Source organism: Butyrivibrio sp. M55 (assembly GCF_900116865.1).
Taxonomy (GTDB): domain Bacteria; phylum Bacillota; class Clostridia; order Lachnospirales; family Lachnospiraceae; genus Butyrivibrio.
In genome coordinates this window covers 25,817-47,041 of the sequence record NZ_FPCD01000003.1, presented here as the reverse complement: position 1 = coordinate 47,041, position 21,225 = coordinate 25,817, and the positions used below count along the sequence as shown (strand labels likewise).

Sequence of the window (21,225 nt, the reverse complement as noted above, 5' to 3'; positions counted from 1 at the left end):
TTTAAGCTCCTTTTGTCATTTCGAGGAAGACTTCTTCAAGAGAAGCATCTCCGATTTCAAGTTCTGATAAGAGTCCCTGGTAGATCATTTTTCCTTTATTTATAATGCCCACATAATCGGCAATCTGCTCAACTTCAGAGAGAAGGTGACTTGAGATGATAACCGTTGAACCATACTTTTCGGGAATGCTCTTTACCAGATTTCTGATCTCGTTTATTCCTGCAGGATCAAGACCGTTTGTAGGTTCATCCAGAATGATCAGCTCGGGTTTTCCCATAAGAGCCATTGCGATGCCAAGTCTTTGCTTCATTCCAAGCGAATAGTTTTTTACTTTGTCATCTTTTCTGTCATAGAGACTGACTGTGTTAAGCGCCTCTTTTATGTCAGCGGTGCCAAGATTCTTATAACGAGCGATTATCTCAAGGTTTTCCTGTCCGGTGAGATGCCCGTAGAATCCGGGGCTTTCTATAAGGCTTCCCGTTCGCATGTTTATATCGAACCTGCTTCTGGGAGACATCTTTTGACCAAGGATTTCTACAGCGCCGCCATCGGGCTGTATAAGTCCGAGAAGGAGCTTCATTGTTGTGGTTTTACCCGCGCCGTTGGGCCCGAGAAACCCATATATACATCCTTTTGGAACCGCCAGATTTACATCTTTTACCCTGAATTTATGACCGCCTTTTTTGCATAGATCGTAGGTTTCGATTATATATTTCTTCATGATTTTTCCTCCGCATATTGTTGATGAATACAGTATAAAAAGGCTAGATTACCTGAACATGACAGCTACATTACGATTACATTACGCAGTGGGCGCGGTTATTTCATTGCAAAAGATATGTGTGTATACTAATTATTGAAAATAAAAAGAGGGAAAAACTATGGTTTTAACAGATTGCAGCATCCTTCTCGTAGATGATGAAAAGCAGATATTGGAGATTAACGATAGGCTCCTGTCAGAGAATGGATTTAAGAATATATTGCGCGCTTCAAACGGGAAAGAAGCAGATGAGATTATGGGAAAAAATCAGGTGGATCTGGTTGTCCTGGATATAATGATGCCTGATATCAGCGGACTTTCGCTCTATGAGCAGTGGACGAAGCGAGGACTTAATATACCTGTGATTTTTCTTTCCGCGAGGGATGAGGAGACAAGCAGGTTAAAAGGACTCGGACTTGGTGCCGATGATTATGTGACAAAGCCCTATACGCCTGAGGAACTGCTCCTTAGGATAAAAGCAGTTTTGCGAAGGACGTATCACCTGACGGAGAATAAGATTGTCAATCTCGGGGCAGTGAGAGTGGATCTTTCCTCGGGAATCGTGATAAGACCTGACGGAGAGGCGGAGCTGACCGCAAAAGAGTTTCAGCTCTTTTCCAAACTATATGATAATCAGGGGAAAATTGTGTCGCTGAATGTCCTGATGGATACACTATGGCCGGATGGGAGCTATGGACTTGAGAATTCGCTTATAGTACACGTCAGAAGACTTAGGGAAAAAATTGAAGAAGATCCGTCGAGCCCCGAGTATCTTCAGACGGTTCGTGGACTTGGATACAGGCTGAATATAAGAGGAAGAAAGTAATGAAAAAAATATCCGGATACATCTTTTCCATGATGCTGGTTCTGGTGTCGCTTATAGTGATCGATGTTTTGGTGATGTTCTTTATATGTGTGCGGAAAGAGAAGGAATACCTGGATACGTATCGAATAGAAAAGGTATCGGAGAAGATCGTTAACGAAGGCGGTGTGTATAATGTAGACCAATCCGTATATGACCGTTTGGACAGAACAGGCTCTTTTGCTATGATAATCGATGATTCCGGGAATGTGATCTGGAATTATAACAAGCCGGCGGAAATTCCGGATTCCTATGGGATAAAAGAGGTGGCTTCTTTTTCACATTGGTATCTGAATGATTATCCCATTTATAACTGGGCAAGGGACGACGGCATTTTGGTGGTCGGACATCCCAAGGGCAGCATATGGAAGTACATTTTGGAAATAAATATGGAAACCATGGACAGCATGATCAGATTTGGCCCGTATATGCTTGTTGCAAATATGCTTATCCTGATGCTGTTGCCGGTTCTGATAACGCGAAAGTGGATGCTTGCAAGAGAGAAAGCAAGGACTGAGTGGATTGCCGGAGTTTCGCATGATATAAGGACGCCGCTCAGCATAGTTATGGGATCTGTGGAAAAGGGAAGCATCGAGGAAAAGCAGTGTTTTAAGATAAGAGACCTGATAGGGAATCTTAACACCGAGAACAAGCTGGAAGCGGGAACGGGTAAGTGGAGTAATGAAAAGATAAATCTCACATCGCTTCTTAGGGATATATTGTGCGATTATATAAATACCTACGAGGAATATTCTTTTGACCTGCAAGTGGACGAGCGGCTTGAGAATTACGGTATTCAGGCGGATGTAACGCTGATCAGGCGCATGATCGAGAACCTTATTACCAACTCGATTGTTCATAACGAAAAAGGTTGTGAGATAAAAGTTACGTTATCTGAGCGCGGTAATGGTAAGGCTAAACTTACTATATGTGATAACGGACAGGGTGCACCTGAGCAGAAGATCAAGGCACTTAACGAAAGAATAAAGAACGCATATCTTCCCGAGCACGGCCTTGGAATCCGCGTTGTTAAGCAGGTGGCAAAAAAATATAAATACGCCGTGAAGTTCTCGGCTGAAGAAAATGAGTACTTTAAATGTGAGATAGATTTGTGAGAATATTGTAGGTGACAAAACATTACCGGTATGGGAGGACAAACACATGAAAGAAATCGCGGCAAGACACAGCATCAGGAAATACAAGGCTGATGCGGTCAATAAGGATGATATAAAAAAGATAATCGAAGCGGGTATTCTGGCGCCTTCTGCGAAGAACAGACAACCGTGGAAGTTCATTGTGATGGAAGGTGAGAAAAAAGAGGAAGCGCTTGATGTTATGGAGAAGGGGCTTGAAAGGTCACGTGAAGAGCTTAAGGATGTGCCCGGAATTGAACCGCTTATTTCAGATGCTTTCAACACTTTGAGGATAATGAGGCAGGCTCCTGTGGTTATCTTTGTGGAAAACTCCAACGGGAAAATTCCTTTTGTGGATATCAACGTTAATGACAGAATTACGGAGATAATTGATTCACTTTCCATAGGGGCGGCAATTCAGAATATGCTTCTTGCCGCAACAGAACTTGGATATGGAACTCTTTGGATAGCTAATACTTTCTATGCATATCAGGAACTGGCACAATATCTGGGAATTAACGGGCAGCTTATCAGTGCTGTTATAGTGGGGGTTCCGGATGAGACGCCGAATCCCAGACCTAGGAAGAGTTTTGACGAGGTGGTGGAATTTAGATGATAGTACATCCGATACAGCCTCTTTTTGACAAGGATTCGAGAGTGCTTATTCTTGGGAGCTTTCCTTCGGTGAAATCGCGAGAAGCGCAGTTTTTCTACGGACATCCGCAAAATAGATTTTGGAAAGTCATTGCGGCTATTTTTGATGAGGAAGTTCCGAAGACAATAGATGAGAAGAAAGCGCTTCTTAAGCGAAACAACATAGCGCTCTGGGATGTCATTCATTCGTGTGATATAACGGGATCCTCGGACTCCAGCATAAAGAACGTCACGGCGAATGATCTTAAGATAATCCTTGAAAACGCTGATATTGAAGCAATATACGTAAACGGTAAGACTGCAGAGAAATATTACAAGAAATACACCGAAAAAAATATAGAAAGACCCGCAATCTGCCTGCCATCCACAAGCCCTGCCAATGCGGCGTGGAATGTGGATAAGCTGGTCGAGGCGTGGAGAATTATAAAGAGATAAAAGATACGACAGAAAGGATTGTTTCATGGAATATAAAATAGCGAAACTTGATGACATCGAGCTTTTGACTTCTTCGCGAATTGATGTGTTGCGTGCAGCAAATAAGCTTGATGATTCAGTAGATATGTCAGAAGTAGAGACTTCTTCAAGAGAATATTATAAAAGAGCACTGCAGGACGGCACACACACAGCAATCCTGGTTATGGACGGCAACTCTTTTGTCGGCGCAGGCGGGGTAAGCTACTATGAAGTCATGCCGACATATCACAATCCAAGCGGTAAGAAAGCCTATATTATGAATATGTATACCAATCCCGCATATCGCAGGCAGGGAATCGCATTTAAGACCCTGGATATGCTTGTACAGGATGCCAAAAGACGCGGAATCATGCAGATATCGCTGGAAGCAACGGACATGGGCAGGCCACTTTATGAAAAGTATGGCTTTGTGCCTATGAATGCAGAGATGGAGTTGATATAAATTATAAACCTTAAGGGAGGACACCATGGTACTACTTGTAATCGACACGCAAAAAGGGATAACAGATGACAGGCTCTATGAGTTTGAAAAGCTAAAATCCAACATCAAGGAGCTTATCGCTCTTGCAAGAGAGAACAACAAAGAAGTAATCTTTGTTCAGCATGATGACGGACCCGGAACGGGATTTAGCGTAGGGGACGAAGATTTTGAGATATTCGATGAATTTGCTCCAAACGATGGGGAAAAGATATTTACTAAGAACGTAAACAGTGCACTTCACCCGTCGACAGGTCTTTTGGATTATCTTAAGAAAAAAGGTGTAAAGACTGTGATGATGGTGGGCATCATGACCAACTTCTGCATAGATGCGACGATCAGAACAGGTTTTGACAACGGATTTGAGGTTCTGGTTCCCGAATATACCAATTCGACCTATGACAATGAGTTTATGGACAGGGCATCGTGCTACCGCTACTACAACGAATTCATGTGGCCGAAAAGATATGCAAAATGTATCACTATGGAAGAAGCTAGAAGTCGTATGCAGGGTAAATGAGCGGATTGAGACATCTAAGCGTCTCGGATCGAGTCGTGGAGTAATTGATGACAATGTACAAATATTAAATAACGATAAAGAATACAGCAAGTATTCGTTGTATAACCCAAAACGTGCTAAAATATTTACGAAAAGTTGATTATTTCAGTTTTTTTATGTTGCATTTTTTTAGGGTGACGAAGTTATGTTGTTTTTTCAGAGTCGAATCTTGCGATTTGTTATATATGATTATGATATGCCAAGAGATGGAGAATGTAAGACATTTGTTCCATCTTTTGGCATTTTGCGTTTTTTGGAGGTATAGGGGTTGAAAATTACTTTACAAAAAACAAGTCATAATAGATTACTCCGCGTGTTGACCATTTTTTTCGGAATCGCAATGAATGTAGCTATGTCATTTATTGCCCGTAAGTATGATCTGCCGATTTACCTCGATGCTGTCGGAACTATATTTGTATCGCTGGTTGGAGGTCTTTTTCCGGGAATAGTAACTGCGGTACTGACGAATGCGGTCAGCACTATATTTAACAGAGAGGCGATTTATTTTGGCTTTATAAGCGCGCTTGTGGCAATTTATACAGCGTGGTTTGTAAGAGAAAAAAAGTTCGATCATATAAAAAAGATACTTATATTTGTATTTACCGTTGGAATAGGAAGCGGTGCTCTTGGCGCGGCTATTCAGTGGGGCGCAATGGGGAGACCGCAAACCCAGTCGTTTGAAGCTTTGGTCGAGGCTTTTACGATACAGTTTGGAATCAGCGATTTTTGGTCCTATTTCATCATCGATATTTTGCTGAATATTCTGGATAAGGGCGTTTCAATTTTTGTGGCGCTTCTTTTGTTACATTTTATTCCTGACAGAACATGTGAAAAGATAAGGAACAGTGGGTGGAAACAGAAGCCGCTATCGATAAGTGAAGTAAAAAGGATAGGTTCACTTAGTTTTTCTTCGATACATTCTCTTAGGATAAGAATAACAGTGATGCTTGTCGGATGTTCATTGGCACTTACCGTGATAATGGGAATCGTTGGAATAACTCTGTACTTTAAAAATGCAAAAGCGGAAAAGGCAGAAATTGCCTTAAATGTGGCACGTTTCGCAGCTCAAAAAGTCGATCCCAATATCATAGATGAATGTATTGCCAAGGGCATATATGCGGATGCATATGAGGGGACGGAAAGAGAACTTATCAGTATCAAAGAAGCAGTTACGGGAGTTGACCGTATCTATATAAATAAGCTCAGTAGTGACGGCTGGTACATCGTATTTGATATAGTTCCGGATGGCGTAAGAAAGCACATTCCGGGCGAAAAAGAGAAATTTGATGAGAATATGCAGCCGTATGTCGGAGCGCTGTTTAAAGGAGAAGAGGTTGCGCCTGTTGAAAGTCTGTCGCGTTCCGGTTGGTTTATGAGCGCATATTGTCCGATCATAGACAAGAATGGAATCTGCATGGGTTACGCGGTAGCGGAGACATCACTTGCGTTTCTTTCAGACTATATGCAGGGATTTTTGCTACGTGTGTTATTCATAATGACATCTTTCTTTATCCTGATAATAGCGTTTGGTCTGTGGAGTACCGGAACAGGTATGGTATACCCGATAAACAGCATAGAAAAGAGTGTTGAGAACTTCATCAAGGCAGGGGACAACCAGGTGGAACTTGATGAAGCGGTAAGACAGATGAGAGCCATTGATATTCAGACAGGCGACGAGATTGAGAAAATGTACAGGATAATATGCGATATGGCGCTCAATCAGACTGAGAAGATCCGTAGTGTAAGAAGATTTTCAGAAGCAACGCTGAAGATGCAGGACGGACTTATCATCACAATGGCGGATCTTGTCGAGAACAGGGATTCCGATACAGGTGCGCATGTTCAGAAAACTTCCGAATATGTAAAGATAATCGTGGAAGGCCTTGAAAAGAAAGGCTACTATCCCGAAAAGATCAGTGCCAAGTTTAAGTCCGACGTTGTCAGAAGTGCGCCGCTTCATGATGTAGGTAAGATCAATATATCCGACAAGATTCTTAATAAACCCGGCAAACTGACACCTGAAGAATTTGAAATAATGAAAACTCACACCACCGCAGGTAGAGAGATAATCGAGAAGGCAATCAATACGGTAAAAGGTGAGGTATATCTTAAAGAAGCAAGAAATATGGCTGCATACCACCATGAGCGCTGGGATGGAAAAGGCTATCCCGAAGGACTACACGGAGAAGTTATACCGCTGTCTGCAAGGATCATGGCTGTTGCAGATGTTTTTGATGCGCTTTCTTCGCCGCGTGTATATAAGGAGGCATTCCCTTTGGATAAAGCGCTGGCTATCATAAGCGAGGGTGCGGGAACTCAGTTTGACCCCAAGTGTGTAGAGGTATTTATGGATTCAATCCCTGAGATAAAGGTAATCCTTAATAAATATAATCAGAAGGTTTGATGGAGGTTGCCTGTGAAGAATGTACACAAAAAAATAGCATTCATGGCTATAGTAGCAGGCTGCCTAATGATGCTGATGCATATAAACGTATATGCTAAGTATGACACGGTAGTCGGCACCCATTCTTACTATGGCGGAGGATATGCGGTAACCGGACAGATTCCGGGTGTCTCGTATTCTTATGAAATATATGATGCATCGAATGGTCTTCCGACTTCCGATGCTATGTTTCTCATGGGTGCAAGAAATGGATATATATGGATTGGCGGCTACAGCGGAGTTATTCGCTACGACGGTTCGACTTTTGACAGGATTGATGCGCATTCATATCTTACGAGTGCAAGAGGTTTCTTTGAAGACAGTAAGGGTAGAATCTGGGTCGGAACAAACGATAACGGTGTAGTGGTTCTTGATGGTGCGGAGAGCACACATTATTCGTACCAAGAAGGTCTGTCTTCATCATCGATCAGAATATTTGAGGAAGATAACAACGGAAATGTCTTTATCGGAACGACATCCGGAGTATGTTATGTTGATCAGACCAATACGCTTCGCGTTCTTAACGATGAAAGAATATCTGAAGAGAGAGTCCTTAAACTGGACAAAGATACTTCTGGAAGAATATACGGGCAGACAACAAACGGTATAGTATTTGCGATAGATGACTGCGAGATTACAGAGCTGTATCAAAGCTCAGATCTTGGAATCGGAAAGATAACAACTATCCTTGCCGATCCGTATGATGCAGGAAAACTATACTTTGGAACGGATGAAAGCGTCATATATTACGGAAGATTTGGACAGCCGGCCAATAATTTGGAAAGAATATCGGTGGACCCGCTAAGCAACGTACACTGGCTTAATTATGACTGCAACAGAGTCTGGGTTTCATCGACAAGTATGATAGGTTACATTGACACGGACAGTTCTTTTAAAGAACTTACAAATGTTGATTTCAACAGCGGAATTGAGATGGTTACGTCCGATTATCAGGGAAATCTGTGGGTAGCTTCGTCTACTCTCGGAGTTATGAAAGTTGTTGCCAATAACTTTATCGACATAACTCATGTGGCTGGAGTAACGACGGGAGTTACCAACGCTGTTGCTCTGCATGACGGGGATATTTACATCGGTACAGAGACGGGGCTTGTGATTATCGGAAGAAACGGCGAACCAATAGAGAATGACCTGACTTTTTATCTTGGTGATGCAAGAATTCGAAGTGTTGCGGAGGATAACGATGGAAATATGTGGGTTTCCACATATACGCATGACCTCGGCCTTGTGTGTTATGAAACTAATGGAGAGATTATTTCATATACGACAGAAAACGGAATGCCCAGCAATCAGGTAAGGTGTATAACCATCGGAAAAGACGGAAGTATTCTTGTAGGTACGAACGGCGGACTCGCCGTTATAAAAGATTTTGAGATTGTGCGTACGGTAGGTGCTTCCGATGGCGCTAAGGATACAGTTTTTTTGACCCTGGTAGAAAATGATGAAGGTGCAATCCTTGCAGGTACCGATGGCGATGGAATATATGTAATTGAAGAAGACCGTATCAAAAAAATCGGAAGAGATAACGGTCTTACAAGTGATGTCGTCATGAGGATTGTAAAGGATGAAAAGCGAGATATTGCTTGGATCGTCACGTCTAATTCCATTGAATATATGAAAAACGGATTGGTGACGAATGTTACATCTTTTCCTTATAACAACAATTATGACATGTATTTTGATAACAGCGATAATGCATGGATATTGTCATCTTACGGTGTCTATGTGGTAAATGCCGATGATATGGAAAAAGATGCGATATCTGATTTTAAGATATATACGATAGCCAACGGACTTCCCTATGCCATAACAAGTAACTCTTTTGGATATAAGGATCAGGACGGAAATCTTTATATGGCCGGAAGAAATGGCGTGGCCAAAGTAAATATCAATAAGTATTATGACGGAACTCTCGAAGTTTTGATGGATGTAAAGTCCATATATTGCGATAACCAAAAAATAGAGCAGGATGAAAACGGAGTTTATCAGATACCTGCTTCGGACGGTCGTGTACAGATAGCTGCGTCGGTAATGGATTATTCCATGATGAATCCCGATGTGCATCTGTATCTGGAAGACGGACCCGATAATGGAATCGTCACTCAAAGGAGCAAGTTGTCAGCTCTTGAATATACGGGACTTCCGTATGGGAATTATAAATTACATGTCCAGATCTTGAGAGCCGGAGGAAGTGATGTACTTCAGGAAGATGTATTCAATATAAGAAAGGCTCCGAGACTTTTAGAGCTGGTGGTAGTAAGACTCATTCTTTTGATACTTGTTGCGTCATTGGCCGGTTTTATCGTATGGCAGGTAATGAGACTTACTGTCATAAAGACTCAGTATGAAGAGATAAAGAAGTCGAAGGAAGAGGCGGAGAACGCGAACACGGCAAAGTCCAGATTCCTTGCCAATATATCCCATGAGATCAGAACTCCTATCAATACCATCATGGGAATGAATGAAATGATAATGAGAGAAGATCCGACAAGTGTGCCCAAAGGGTATTTCATGTCGGTCATGAACTATGCTTTTGATATCAGGAATGCTGCAGAATCGCTGCTTGGTCTTATTAATGACCTTCTTGATATATCCAAGATAGAGTCGGGAAAGATGCACCTTGTGGAGCGCGAATATGACACACAGGAACTTCTGCGTTCCATTGTATCAATGATCAGAATAAGGGCTACGGAAAAAGCGCTAAGCTTTGACGTGGTTATTGATGAGATTCTTCCCAAGAGGATGTATGGAGATGCCGAGAAAATAAAACAGGTAGTACTCAACCTCCTTACCAATGCCGTGAAATATACTGCAGTCGGAGGCTTTTCACTAAACGTGTCGATGGAAGAGCGCAATGACAGGGAGGCAGTTATTCGCATTTCGGTAAAAGATACCGGAATAGGAATAAAAAAAGAAGATATGGACAAACTTTTTACAGCATATGAAAGACTTGATGAAGAACAGAACAGTGGTATACAAGGAACAGGCCTTGGACTGGATATTTCGAGAAAATTCGCGGAGCTCATGGGAGGAACTATCTTTTGTGACAGCGTATATGGAGAAGGGTCTGAATTTATCTTTATAATATCGCAGAAGATTGTAGATGCCACATCGATCGGCATATTTATCGAGCATGATGAAAGCAAGGCGGGTGGACCGTATGTACCTAAGTTTATTGCTCCCGATGCCGACATTCTGGTTGTTGATGATAATCCTATGAACCTGAGCGTTATTAAGGGACTTCTTAAGGCGACCAAGGTATTTGTGACAACTTCTGAAAGCGGCGCGGATGCTATAGATAAGATAAAAGACGGCGATTTTGATGTAGTTCTTTTGGATCACATGATGCCGGGACTTGACGGAGTAGAGACGCTCGCAAAAATAAGAGAAATAAAGCCCGATCTTCCCGTATATGCACTTACTGCGAACTCCGTTTCCGGTGAGGAATATTATAAGGAGAAAGGATTTAACGGATATCTTGCAAAGCCTGTGGATATAGAGACTTTGGAAACAACCCTTATGAAGCACATTCCCGAGAACAAGATGGAAAAGTCGGAGCTTGTGGATGCGACCGAAGAACTTACCGAACTGCCTAAGGATATGCTGTGGATATATGATGTAAAAGATATATCTGTTCCCGAAGGAATAAAGAACTCGGGAGGAATTTCGAGTTATCTTTTCGGACTGGATCTTTTCTTTGAAACAATTGATGAGAACTCAAGGATATTAAATGATGCATATGATGAGGGAAATATAAGACTGTTTACGATCAAAGTCCATGCACTTAAGAGTTCTGCACGAATCATAGGCGCACTCGGACTTGAAGAACTTGCCGCCAAGATGGAAGAGGCGGGCAATAACAACGATAGAGTCTATATTGACAGCTATAAAGACGATCTCATGAAAGAGTATGCTTCTTATAAAGAAAAGCTTGGACGGATTAAGGAGGCCAATGTATCAGATTCTTCGAAAGATATGATACCTGAGGATGAGCTAAAAGATGCATACGGAGCGCTGGCCGATCTTATACCGCAGATGGACTATGATTCTGTTGAAATGATTTTGGAAAGTATATCGAAGTATTCGCTTCCCGATAAGGATGCAGAGTTTTTCAAGGAACTTGGAAGGCTATTCAAACTGTTTGACTGGGATGGAATGGAAGCACTGATCGACGCTTCAAAGTAAAGGAGCAAGATGGGAAAAATCATATCAGGCAAAAAAATCATATTCACCGGAGAAAAAGAGACATTTATTTTGAGAGCCATTATCGAGAAGGTACAGGCAATTGGGCTTGAGTGCGCGTTTGTCCCTTTTACCGTCGATGCCCTCAATGCTTCGGGAGAAGACATATCGCTGTACATCCTCTATATGGATGAAGAGGTCAATCCCAGAGAAGATGCACTGCACTTCCTGATCGATACCATGGAAGAAAACGGCAGTAAGCTGATCCTTATAGGCGAGCAGATAGACCTTAACAATACAGCGAAGCATTTAAGCGGGGATCTGCTGTACAAGACATTTTCAAGACCCGTCAATAATGATGAATTCATTAAAGCCATAAGGGAATTTTTTGATAAATCCGAATCGGGAGAGTACAGGAAGAGCATACTGATCGTTGATGACGATCCGCAGTATCTTTCTCTTGTAAGACAGTGGCTGAAAGATACCTACAGAGTATTTATGGCTAATTCAGGGCTTCAGGCTATCAAGTATCTTGGCAAAAGCAAGGTGGATCTGATACTTCTGGATCATGAGATGCCGGTAACAAGCGGGCCGCAGGTTCTTGAGATGTTAAGGAGCGATCCGGAGACATCTTCGATACCTGTTATTTTCCTTACGGGAAAAAGCGATAAGGAAAGCGTTATGGCGGTTGTCGAACTTAGGCCTGAGGGATATTTTTTGAAGAATATAAAGAAAGAGGAGCTCTTGGAAAAGCTTAAAGAGTTTTTTGTTCTGCATGGAGTATAGTACAAGGAGCAGGTGGAAATGTTTGAGATTATAGAGAAGTATCAACTGGATATTATGCTGGGCCTTTCCTCTACGTGTATGGCATTTGCATTTCTGTTGTTCTTTACGCAGTTTCTGGAGAAAAAAAGAAGATTGATAATCTTTATGGTAGAAGCCAGTGCAGCAATTCTTCTTTTCTTCGATCGTTTGTCGTACGTGTATTCCGGGAATGTGACAAGGACCGGATATGTTATGGTCAGAGTAAGTAATTTCCTTGTGTTTGCGATGACTCCTGCGGTTATTATGGGACTGAATCTTTACATTACAGATCTTTTGAGGGTTGAGGCAAATCAAAAAACTGTGCTCAAAAGGCTTAAATTTGTAAATATAGCGTCGGTCGTTGAGATAGTGCTTGTAGTAATCTCGCAGTTTACCAAAATGTATTACTACTTTGATGAGAACAATTTTTATCACAGAGGTCCGCTCTTTTTGCTGTGCTATCTTATGCCTGTGTCCTGTCCGATTATACAGTTCACGGTCATAATGCAGTTTAGAAAGGCTATAAGCAGACTGGCACGCGTTTCTATCGTGACCTGCATATTTGCGCCTATCATAGCGGGAATTATTCAGATATTTGCGTTTGGAATATCTATTGTTGATATTTTCATGGTTCTGGTTGCGATCTTCTTGTATGTATTTAGCTATATTGATGTAAACCGTGCGGTAATAAGGGCACACAAGATCGAGATAGGAGAGCTGAAGGACGGAGAGAAGCGCATGAAGCGTCTGTTTGACCAGACAACATCAGCTCTTGTAAAAGCAATAGAAAATAAAGACGAATATGCACAAGGCCATTCCCAGAGAGTTGCCGATATTGCAAAAGAGATCGCAATGCGCTCGGGCATGGATGAACAGAAGTGTGAAGGCGTGTACTATGCAGCGCTTCTACACGATATAGGCATGGTAGGTATTCCTGACAGTATTATTGAGAAGCAGAAAAATCTTACAGAGGATGAACAAAAGATACTTAAAAAGAAGCCGATAATAAGCGGCGAGATCTTGGCAGATATCAAGGAATATCCGTATCTGCGGGACGGAGTTCTTTACAGTAATGAAAAGTATGACGGCAGTGGTTATCCCGAGGGGCTTAAGGGAGAAGAAATTCCCGATGTTGCAAGGATCATTGCAGTTGCGGATGCGTATGTCTCCATGACCTCGAATAAAAGATATCGTGAACCGCTTCCGTATATCATGGTAAGGCAGGAATTTGTTGAGATGTCCGGAACGCAGTTCGATCCTGTCTTTTCCAAGATAATGCTCCATATAATGGATAGAGAAAACTCTAATAAAAAAGATGAAAGGGTTATGGAATCGGAGATTGTCTGCAAGGAATACAAGGAGCAGGTTACGCTTGGGGTTCATATAACCGATGTTGTTAAAAAGATATATTTTGACTGCGATCAGCTTGAACTTAAGGAAGGGGAGTATTCATCGCCTTCGATTATTTTGTTTGATTCCTATGACAAGCGATTTCATAAGAGCATAAAAGCAATAAACGCATACAGATATCTGGAGTACGGAGAAATCTGGCCGGACGGACATTATGTTTCCACTGCGGCCAGGAATATGAAGATTGAAATTGTTGAGATTCCGGAAAAAAAGAAAAAGAGAAGGGCTGTAAATAAAGATAAGAAAAAAGGGCAGTATGAGATAGGAATGGCCAAATATGACGATCACATAACGCTTGAGATGAAGTACATGAATCACAAGGTCAAGGCGGTTATCTCTCTTCCCGACAATACCAAAGAGGCATATATCGGCATTACGGGTGAGAATTGTCATATAAAAAATATTATTGTTGAAGAGACCGGCAAAAAAATCGGCGAAGGTGATATAGAGCGAATTTCAGATGTCATAAGATATACAGATCGTATCGAGTCGGATCTTCCGAATATCCAGATTGACAGGACAAGGTCTGCATCGACGGAAGGAATAGAGCTTGAAGACGAGGTAAGGCTTTATTTCCATTCCATGAGCCTTCCGTCAGCCAATCTTGTGTGGCATTGCCCTTATATTTTGCTTTTTTATTCCTCGGACGGAAAAGTTGGCGGCGAGGGATATCGTGAATACGCAATGATAAAGATAAACGGCGAAGTGTCGGGTGATGAAGACATTGCGGAAAATAAAGTATTTATGAAGAAAAATGAGAATTTCAAAGGCTGGGATGAGTGGAAAGAAGCGACGAAAGATGGCATAGACTGTTTTGTGCTCTTTGAAAGACATGGAAATAAGATTACAACGAAGACGGAAAATCTTGGTATTGCCATAGAAAATACGACCACCTTCCATGGTGAATATGATGAAGTTTATGTGGCACTTACGGGTGATGAAGTCGCAATTACGGATATCCGCATTATGAAATAACAAGATATGCATAATATTTGATAGAATGTTCATAAAAATTTTAATGAATATGAGATGCGGGGGTGATAGAATAATCTGCATATTATAGTGCAACAAAAAAGTAACAAGAAGTACCAATGAAAGAACAGATAGCAACAAACAGATTAAGAGAAATGGATATATATAAAGCTATAGCGATCATCATGGTTGTTTATGGTCATGTAGCTTCAAATACAGTAGGAGTGTATTCGGGTTTTATCAGCTTTGTGCACATGCCGATCTTCTATTTTGTGAGCGGATTTTTCCTGTATAAGGAACTTAAGAAGTATTCGGAAAAAGAGCTTGTGAAAAAGAAGTGCTTGCGATTGATCGTTCCGTATATTACATGGTCATTCGTCGCCTTTATGGCAAACGCTGTGGTAACAGTAGCGGGAAAAGGCATGGATATGGGCATTCTCATGGATGACGCCGTGCAGATATTTATATATGCAAGAAGTGTGTGGTTTTTTATTCAGCTCTTTTTTGCACATATGCTTTTTATACTGATTCACAAAGTGACGGACAAGAAGGCACTGAGAGCGGCTTTGAATATAGGTATATGGGCGCTTTTGATTGTCTTTTGCACTACGGAAATTTTCTGTATGTGGAAAATTAAATGGCTGTATGGCTTTTTACTTCTGGGATATGTATGCGGCGAATATGATGTGCTCCCTAAGATTGGAACGATCAAGCCGAAAATGCGGGGGGCGATATTTATCTTTTGCCTTGTAGGATGGATAGCGGTTACGGTTCTGTCTTCCGGATGGTATTCAACGGACCTGGTCTACGGCTTTGACGATATGCCATTTTCGCTTAAGACGTTTGGGATTGAACTTTCTGTCTGGGCATGCGGACTTTTGGGTATGACTACGATATACTTTGTGAGCCGTTTTATTGCCGGATTCAGAATTTTTGATATACTGTACCGGATGGGAAGCTATACTTTGGATATATACGTGGGCCATATGCTTCTTTTGTTCGTAATAAAAAGGATAACTATGCCTCAGGATCTTGTATTTGTATTATCGTTTATTGTTGCATTTTTCTTTATTAGTGTGCCGCTTTACATATTGGCAAAATATTTTTTGAGAAAAATAGAACTATACAGAATGGTCACATAATTGCCGAAATATATGGGTGTTCAGAATAGTAAAAAAATAAGCGAATAACGGTAGGGGAACCGGCTTATTGGTTAATGGAAAGGGTGAAATTATGTATAGGACAGTAAAAAAGAAGTATATCATTACAATGCTTCTTATATCGGTAGCATGCGCGTTTTTGTTCGCAGGATGTGGGAACGGCGGAGCGGAAGATCTTTATCTTAGCAAGGTGAGCTACGTTGTTTGCCCGGTGGACGGCCAGGATATCGATATGTATGTGGTGTCATCGGATTGTTCGGTGATACATTATTTGATAAGAGCAACCGATGATCTTGATATCAAGGAGCTCTTTGAAGGCAAATTCCCTGAAGGGGGATTTTCAAGCGAAAGGCAGCAGATAACCGAACAGGACTGGGAGAAGCTCCAAAGCGTAGTGAATGAGACGGAGTTTATCTATTTGCCCGGTGAAGTGTCAGATTCCGAGATGGCAGCCGATTCAGGCAGCAGCTATATAGAGATAAAGACGGATATGATAAAGCATTTGGCCGGCGGGCATAATGCAGGCTTTGGCAGAGATAAGGCGAATAAGAAATACAGGAGCGTCGCTGATGTGCTTAACACTGCGCTGGGTAACTGACGGCCTGAGGTTATACTTTTTTATAAAAAAGAAATGGTAGTAGAAGGAAGCTTTGTGAAAAGAGCTTCCTTTTTTTGTGGGCTCTTTTTTAAAAATACAGAAAAGTGCACATAAATATACGGATAATGATTGACTGTATGTGCATTTTTCATATAAGATGATATCAACACTCAATTTTGCATAATTTAATAAAGGAGGAGAACATCTTATGGAGCAGAAGACAATGAAGGGTTTTGCAATGCTTAAGATCGGTGAGGTTGGATGGATTACAAAAGACGTTCCGAAGTGTGGACCGCTCGATGCAATCTGCAAACCGCTTGCCATTGCAATATGTACTTCAGATGTACATACAGTATGGGAAGGTGCTGTTGGTGATCGTCATAACATGATCCTTGGTCATGAAGGTTGTGCGGAAGTTGTGGAAGTAGGTGAACTTGTTAAGGACTTTAAGCCCGGTGACAGAGTTTTGGTACCTGCTATCACACCCGATTGGAGTTCGCTTGAGGCTCAGGCCGGATATTCCATGCATTCAGGTGGAATGCTTGCAGGATGGAAGTTCTCCAACTTTAAGGATGGCTTGGATTCTGAGTTTTTCCACGTTAATGATGCGGACGGAAACCTTGCACATATGCCGGAAAACATCAATATTGTAGATGCATGTATGCTTTCTGATATGGTTCCCACAGGATTCCACGGAGTAGAGCTTGCAGACGTTCAGTTTGGTGATACCGTTCTTGTAATCGGTATCGGACCTGTAGGACTTATGAGTGTGGCGGGAGCGTCACTACGTGGTGCATCAAGAATCATTGCTGTAGGAACACGTCCTAAATGTGTCGAAGCAGCTAAAAAGTACGGTGCAACCGACTTTATCAATTATAAAAACGGATCTATCGAAGATCAGGTTATGGAATTGACAGGCGGAAAAGGTGTAGACAGAGTAGTTATCGCGGGCGGTAATGTCGATACTTTTGAGTCGGCAGTTAAATCGGTTAAGCCCGGCGGACTTATCGGTAACGTTAACTACCTCGGAAGCGGTGACTATATCAGCATTCCCAGAACTGACTGGGGTGTTGGAATGGGACACAAGCAGATCCGCGGAGGACTTATGCCCGGTGGAAGACTTCGTATGGAGAAACTGGGAGCACTGGTATCTTCCGGAAGACTTGATGTAAGCCCGCTTTCAACACATGTATTTGAAGGATGGGAACACATACCCGAAGCATTGCAGCTTATGAAAGATAAGCCGGCAGATCTTATCAAGCCGGTTGTAAAGCTCGTAAAAGAGTAATGATTATTTTTTATTAAAAAATATAGGGCAGTCGCAGATTTTTAGAGTTTGCGACTGCTCTTGCTGAGAGAACCTGTTGAGGTCCTTTCGAGGCTGGTTCGAACGTCTTCCGGCGAACGAAGTGAGAGCGGAAGTTCCTTACACCCTTATTAAGAAGGAGAATACGCCGACGCGTCGGCGATGATTATATGAAAGTACTGATAGTTACAGGCTTTTTGGGAGCCGGAAAGACCACATTTATAAAAGAGTTGTTAAAGCATACTAAGCGCTATACTGCGGTTCTGGAGAATGAATTCGGCGATACGAATCTGGACAGCCGCGAAATTTCAGGTTCGACAGATAATAAGGATATGCAGGTTCTTGAGTTCATGGAAGGCTGTGTTTGCTGCAGCAAGAAAGATTCTTTTTTGTACTCAATCCTTACAGTATCAACGGGAATCGCACCCGAGTATCTGATCGTAGAACCGTCGGGCGTTGCCAAACTGAGCAATATTCTTGCCGGCCTTGAAAAAGTCAGGTACGAGAAAATTATTCCCGTAAGTCCGATTGTAATAGTATCTGCGAAGTCTTTTTCCACAAATCTTCATGAGTACAGGGAGCTTATGAATGATCAGATTCTTAATGCCGGTCATGTCATTTTCTCAAAGACTGAGGGAATGGATTCTGATGAGCTGGAAAAAGTAAAGAAGCAGATAAGAGAGATAAATCCCGATGCGAAGATAACGGAATCCTATCATGATGGCAAGAGTGAGGATTGGTGGACAGAGGTTATGTCGGATGAGGAAGCGCACGCAGTTGGTGCCGGCGTGGATGAAGGTGAAGATAATAGTGGGCAGCAGGCTTTTGAGCAGATGACATTTGGATGTATCGAATTTCCTGCGATTGGTGAATTTGTGGGATTTTGCGAGAGCTTGCTTTCGGGGAATTACGGTGATATTGCTCGCGCCAAAGGCGTTGTTAAAGTGGGCGATGAAGCCCTTCGTTTCGACATCGCCGACAATTCATACGTGATCACAGGCGGAGAAGAGCCCTTCCAATCAGTATTTATCGGACCTAGCATAGAGCGAGAAAAACTGTTGGTAGATCATGGGAAGTATTCACTCGCGCAAAAAATGCCGAAGAAGGTTGCAGATGGAGCCACTTCGAGTGGAAATGCGAAGATAAGAGCAAGATGAGGGCTTGCAGGGAAGACGTTGAATGAGAAAGCATATTAAATGTTTTATGATAGTGTGTTTAATATGTCTTTAAGGAACTGTTTTTGAGTTTGTTGAGTGTTTTTCTGGATGAAAGTCATATTAAAGGCGATGCTTTGGGAATTCTAATATGCATTTTAAGCTATTTTCTTAATGGGGGCATTTATATTCGGCATAAAAAGACATATGAAGAATATGATATACAATACTTTAATATGTATTAGTGTATTTAGATGGATAAATTTCGGTAATAATTTGAAACATAATACATATTAAGAAGTGAAATCTGAGCATACTCATATGATATGGTTCATAAAAGCTAGGAAAGCGTAATCGGATACTTGTCGATATTTCCCCAGTAATTGAATGATGAGATATCGGATGCTACAATAGTGAGGCATCTTAGACAACAGGGGGACGACATGAATAACAAGACTGATATACACCAATGTGCGCGAAGACATACAGGGCAGAGTGTTTGCGGTAAGGAATGCGATGAAGTTTGCTGCAATCCCTATGGGAATCTTGCTGGGCGGCGCGCTGTCTGAGTACCTCTTTGAACCATTTGTAAATAGTGGAACGGAAGTTTCTTCTATGATTGTACGTTTGCTTGGAAATACAGACGGAACCGGAATGGCAATTATGTTCTTGTGTACCGGCATTACAGGATTTGCAAGCTGCATGTTGCTTTCAAGAAGTAAACAGGTAAAAGAACTGTCTATGCCTGCGGAGCAAGATGAGACTCAAGCAGCATAAGAGAAAAGCAATATGGTCCAAAGGGACGGGGATAGTGGACCATTTATGAAAGGGATAATTTGCTATAGTGTTTTATAGCTGATTATCCCTTCTTTTTTTGATCAAATAAGCGTAATTCCCCATCTTAAACAATTCTTAAAGATTTCCCCTATTGGAACTTAAAAATTTTTTCAATACAATGTATCTATGATTAATCATTGAAAATATACGGGAGAAAAAATGAACAATATTCTTATTTGTGATGATGAAAAGGACATCGTATCCGCGCTTAGAATCTACCTTGAAAGTGAAGGCATGAGTGTTACGGCAGCTTATAACGGAAAAGAAGCGCTTGAAATAATGCAGAGTCCTATCGGAAATGACATTCATCTTATCCTTATGGATGTGATGATGCCTGAGATGGACGGAATAACTGCAATGGCAGAGATCAGAAAGATATCCAATGTGCCTATAATCATGCTCACTGCCAAAAGTGAGGATGCAGATAAAGTTGTGGGGCTGACGGTCGGAGCAGATGACTATGTTACCAAGCCGTTTAATCAGGTTGAGCTGATGGCGAGAGTAAAATCCCAGATTCGTCGTTATACAATGCTTGGGGCTAAAGGGACTTCGGAAGTAATAACAAATACAGACATGATCACTATCGGCGGTATCGAATTAAATGATAAGGCAAAAGAAGTAACGCTGGATGGAAATCCTGTTTCGCTCACTCCATTGGAATATGACATATTGAAACTATTGATGACTCATCCGGGTGAAGTTTTTTCTCCAAAAGAAATATATACAAGTGTCTGGAAAGAAAACATGATAGGCGCCGAAAGTACGGTGGCTGTTCATATCAGACATCTAAGAGAGAAATTGGAATATGACAGTACAGATCCCAGATATTTAATAGCTGTCTGGGGACGAGGATATAAGATTGATAAGGGAACACCTCGGGAAAGGAAAGTGTAATGAAAAAAAGAACTGGTTTTTTAATAATATCTGCTATGGTGCTTACACTTGTTGGGGGCGGATTGACAGGCTGCGGAAGTGCATCAGGCAAATTAAGGTCATCAGATCTATCTTTTGACTATAACGGAAAGAAAGTATCTGTCAAAAATGATGCAGAGAAAAATATAGAAGCTCTCGGCAATCCAAGTGAAGAACAGACTTCACCAAATAATGAAATTGATAAATCATATGTATTTGGAAGTGAACCGAACTCAATAGAGCTATTAACCATTAATGATAAAACACAGTCAGTGGTAATCCATGACTCAAATGTAAAAACTTCCAGAGGAATCGGAGTAGGGAGCACTTATGATGACTTGATCGCCGCATACGGTGATATAGCTACGACAAGTACAGATGATGTTGCATCAAAAATTATGTATCAATATAAAAATTGCTCACTTTCATTTGACATAGATGAAAAAAATCGCGTGGTAACAGCAATTACTTACTCAAACAATGCTATGACACGTTTGTGACGGATTGAG

At 41.6% G+C, this 21,225-nt stretch carries 18 protein-coding genes; 17 read left to right on the top strand and 1 reads right to left on the bottom strand.

Translation table 11 applies throughout. From position 1 onward, the window contains the following. Position 1: 1 nt before the first annotated feature. On the bottom strand, positions 2–721 hold the full coding sequence (locus BM398_RS04465; RefSeq protein ID WP_092336609.1) for an ABC transporter ATP-binding protein: 720 nt from the start codon (positions 719–721) through the stop codon (positions 2–4). Positions 722–881: 160 nt separating this feature from the next. Between BM398_RS04465 and BM398_RS04460 the strand changes: the two genes are divergently transcribed. The 17 genes from BM398_RS04460 to BM398_RS04380 all read left to right on the top strand — a co-directional run bounded on the left by BM398_RS04460 (position 882) and on the right by BM398_RS04380 (position 21,216). Continuing rightward, on the top strand, positions 882–1,586 hold the full coding sequence (locus tag BM398_RS04460) for a response regulator transcription factor (protein WP_092336608.1): 705 nt from the start codon (positions 882–884) through the stop codon (positions 1,584–1,586). Then, positions 1,586–2,737: a sensor histidine kinase gene (locus BM398_RS04455; protein ID WP_092336607.1), complete on the top strand. Its 1,152-nt coding sequence runs from the start codon at positions 1,586–1,588 to the stop codon at positions 2,735–2,737. The genes BM398_RS04460 and BM398_RS04455 overlap by 1 nt, the downstream gene beginning before the upstream one ends. 46 nt (positions 2,738–2,783) lie before the next feature. Next, the gene (locus BM398_RS04450; protein ID WP_092336606.1) at positions 2,784–3,371 is read left to right on the top strand and encodes a nitroreductase family protein; all 588 of its coding nucleotides are present in this window, start codon (positions 2,784–2,786) and stop codon (positions 3,369–3,371) included. Further along, on the top strand, positions 3,368–3,844 hold the full coding sequence (locus BM398_RS04445) for a DNA-deoxyinosine glycosylase (RefSeq protein WP_092336605.1): 477 nt from the start codon (positions 3,368–3,370) through the stop codon (positions 3,842–3,844). Before BM398_RS04450 ends, BM398_RS04445 begins: the two co-directional genes overlap by 4 nt. A 25-nt stretch (positions 3,845–3,869) precedes the next feature. Beyond that, complete coding sequence (locus BM398_RS04440) at positions 3,870–4,325, top strand: GNAT family N-acetyltransferase (protein ID WP_092336604.1); 456 nt, start codon at positions 3,870–3,872, stop codon at positions 4,323–4,325. 25 nt (positions 4,326–4,350) lie between these two features. Next, positions 4,351–4,881, top strand: a complete 531-nt coding sequence (locus BM398_RS04435) for a cysteine hydrolase family protein (RefSeq protein ID WP_092336603.1) — start codon at positions 4,351–4,353, stop codon at positions 4,879–4,881. A gap of 379 nt (positions 4,882–5,260) precedes the next feature. Then, on the top strand, positions 5,261–7,324 hold the full coding sequence (locus BM398_RS04430) for an HD-GYP domain-containing protein (RefSeq protein ID WP_092336602.1): 2,064 nt from the start codon (positions 5,261–5,263) through the stop codon (positions 7,322–7,324). 12 nt (positions 7,325–7,336) lie between these two features. Then, positions 7,337–11,566 (top strand): hybrid sensor histidine kinase/response regulator, encoded by a 4,230-nt coding sequence (locus BM398_RS04425; protein WP_242949757.1) that lies wholly within the window; start codon positions 7,337–7,339, stop codon positions 11,564–11,566. Between the two features lie 9 nt (positions 11,567–11,575). Further along, complete coding sequence (locus BM398_RS04420; protein WP_092336601.1) at positions 11,576–12,349, top strand: response regulator; 774 nt, start codon at positions 11,576–11,578, stop codon at positions 12,347–12,349. An 18-nt stretch (positions 12,350–12,367) separates the two neighbouring features. Continuing rightward, complete coding sequence (locus BM398_RS04415) at positions 12,368–14,752, top strand: HD-GYP domain-containing protein (protein WP_092336600.1); 2,385 nt, start codon at positions 12,368–12,370, stop codon at positions 14,750–14,752. Between the two features lie 116 nt (positions 14,753–14,868). After that, positions 14,869–15,891: an acyltransferase family protein gene (locus BM398_RS04410; protein WP_092336599.1), complete on the top strand. Its 1,023-nt coding sequence runs from the start codon at positions 14,869–14,871 to the stop codon at positions 15,889–15,891. Between the two features lie 91 nt (positions 15,892–15,982). Then, positions 15,983–16,507 (top strand): hypothetical protein, encoded by a 525-nt coding sequence (locus BM398_RS04405; RefSeq protein ID WP_139233782.1) that lies wholly within the window; start codon positions 15,983–15,985, stop codon positions 16,505–16,507. Between the two features lie 208 nt (positions 16,508–16,715). Then, a complete protein-coding gene (locus tag BM398_RS04400; protein WP_330390543.1) occupies positions 16,716–17,795 on the top strand; it encodes an NAD(P)-dependent alcohol dehydrogenase in 1,080 nt (359 codons plus the stop codon). 188 nt (positions 17,796–17,983) lie between these two features. After that, entirely contained in the window at positions 17,984–18,970 is a 987-nt protein-coding gene (locus BM398_RS04395) for a GTP-binding protein (protein WP_092336598.1), read from the top strand. A gap of 468 nt (positions 18,971–19,438) precedes the next feature. Then, a complete protein-coding gene (locus BM398_RS04390) occupies positions 19,439–19,744 on the top strand; it encodes a hypothetical protein (RefSeq protein ID WP_092336597.1) in 306 nt (101 codons plus the stop codon). Positions 19,745–19,963: 219 nt separating this feature from the next. After that, on the top strand, positions 19,964–20,698 hold the full coding sequence (locus BM398_RS04385) for a response regulator transcription factor (RefSeq protein WP_092336596.1): 735 nt from the start codon (positions 19,964–19,966) through the stop codon (positions 20,696–20,698). Beyond that, positions 20,698–21,216, top strand: coding sequence for a hypothetical protein (locus tag BM398_RS04380; RefSeq protein ID WP_092336595.1), 519 nt, complete (start codon positions 20,698–20,700; stop codon positions 21,214–21,216). The genes BM398_RS04385 and BM398_RS04380 overlap by 1 nt, the downstream gene beginning before the upstream one ends. The last annotated feature ends 9 nt before the right edge of the window (positions 21,217–21,225 follow it).

What these genes read in the sequence shown, in the direction of transcription:
- BM398_RS04405 (WP_139233782.1), top strand. Translation starts at nt 15,983, where the DNA reads ATGTATAGGACAGTAAAAAAGAAGTATATCATTACAATGCTTCTTATA.
- BM398_RS04450 (WP_092336606.1), top strand. Translation starts at nt 2,784, where the DNA reads ATGAAAGAAATCGCGGCAAGACACAGCATCAGGAAATACAAGGCTGAT.
- BM398_RS04380 (WP_092336595.1), top strand. Translation starts at nt 20,698, where the DNA reads ATGAAAAAAAGAACTGGTTTTTTAATAATATCTGCTATGGTGCTTACA.
- BM398_RS04445 (WP_092336605.1), top strand. Translation starts at nt 3,368, where the DNA reads ATGATAGTACATCCGATACAGCCTCTTTTTGACAAGGATTCGAGAGTG.
- BM398_RS04395 (WP_092336598.1), top strand. Translation starts at nt 17,984, where the DNA reads ATGAAAGTACTGATAGTTACAGGCTTTTTGGGAGCCGGAAAGACCACA.
- BM398_RS04435 (WP_092336603.1), top strand. Translation starts at nt 4,351, where the DNA reads ATGGTACTACTTGTAATCGACACGCAAAAAGGGATAACAGATGACAGG.
- BM398_RS04440 (WP_092336604.1), top strand. Translation starts at nt 3,870, where the DNA reads ATGGAATATAAAATAGCGAAACTTGATGACATCGAGCTTTTGACTTCT.
- BM398_RS04460 (WP_092336608.1), top strand. Translation starts at nt 882, where the DNA reads ATGGTTTTAACAGATTGCAGCATCCTTCTCGTAGATGATGAAAAGCAG.
- BM398_RS04415 (WP_092336600.1), top strand. Translation starts at nt 12,368, where the DNA reads ATGTTTGAGATTATAGAGAAGTATCAACTGGATATTATGCTGGGCCTT.
- BM398_RS04455 (WP_092336607.1), top strand. Translation starts at nt 1,586, where the DNA reads ATGAAAAAAATATCCGGATACATCTTTTCCATGATGCTGGTTCTGGTG.
- BM398_RS04400 (WP_330390543.1), top strand. Translation starts at nt 16,716, where the DNA reads ATGGAGCAGAAGACAATGAAGGGTTTTGCAATGCTTAAGATCGGTGAG.
- BM398_RS04420 (WP_092336601.1), top strand. Translation starts at nt 11,576, where the DNA reads ATGGGAAAAATCATATCAGGCAAAAAAATCATATTCACCGGAGAAAAA.
- BM398_RS04430 (WP_092336602.1), top strand. Translation starts at nt 5,261, where the DNA reads ATGAATGTAGCTATGTCATTTATTGCCCGTAAGTATGATCTGCCGATT.
- BM398_RS04465 (WP_092336609.1), bottom strand. Translation starts at nt 721, where the DNA reads ATGAAGAAATATATAATCGAAACCTACGATCTATGCAAAAAAGGCGGT.
- BM398_RS04410 (WP_092336599.1), top strand. Translation starts at nt 14,869, where the DNA reads ATGAAAGAACAGATAGCAACAAACAGATTAAGAGAAATGGATATATAT.
- BM398_RS04385 (WP_092336596.1), top strand. Translation starts at nt 19,964, where the DNA reads ATGAACAATATTCTTATTTGTGATGATGAAAAGGACATCGTATCCGCG.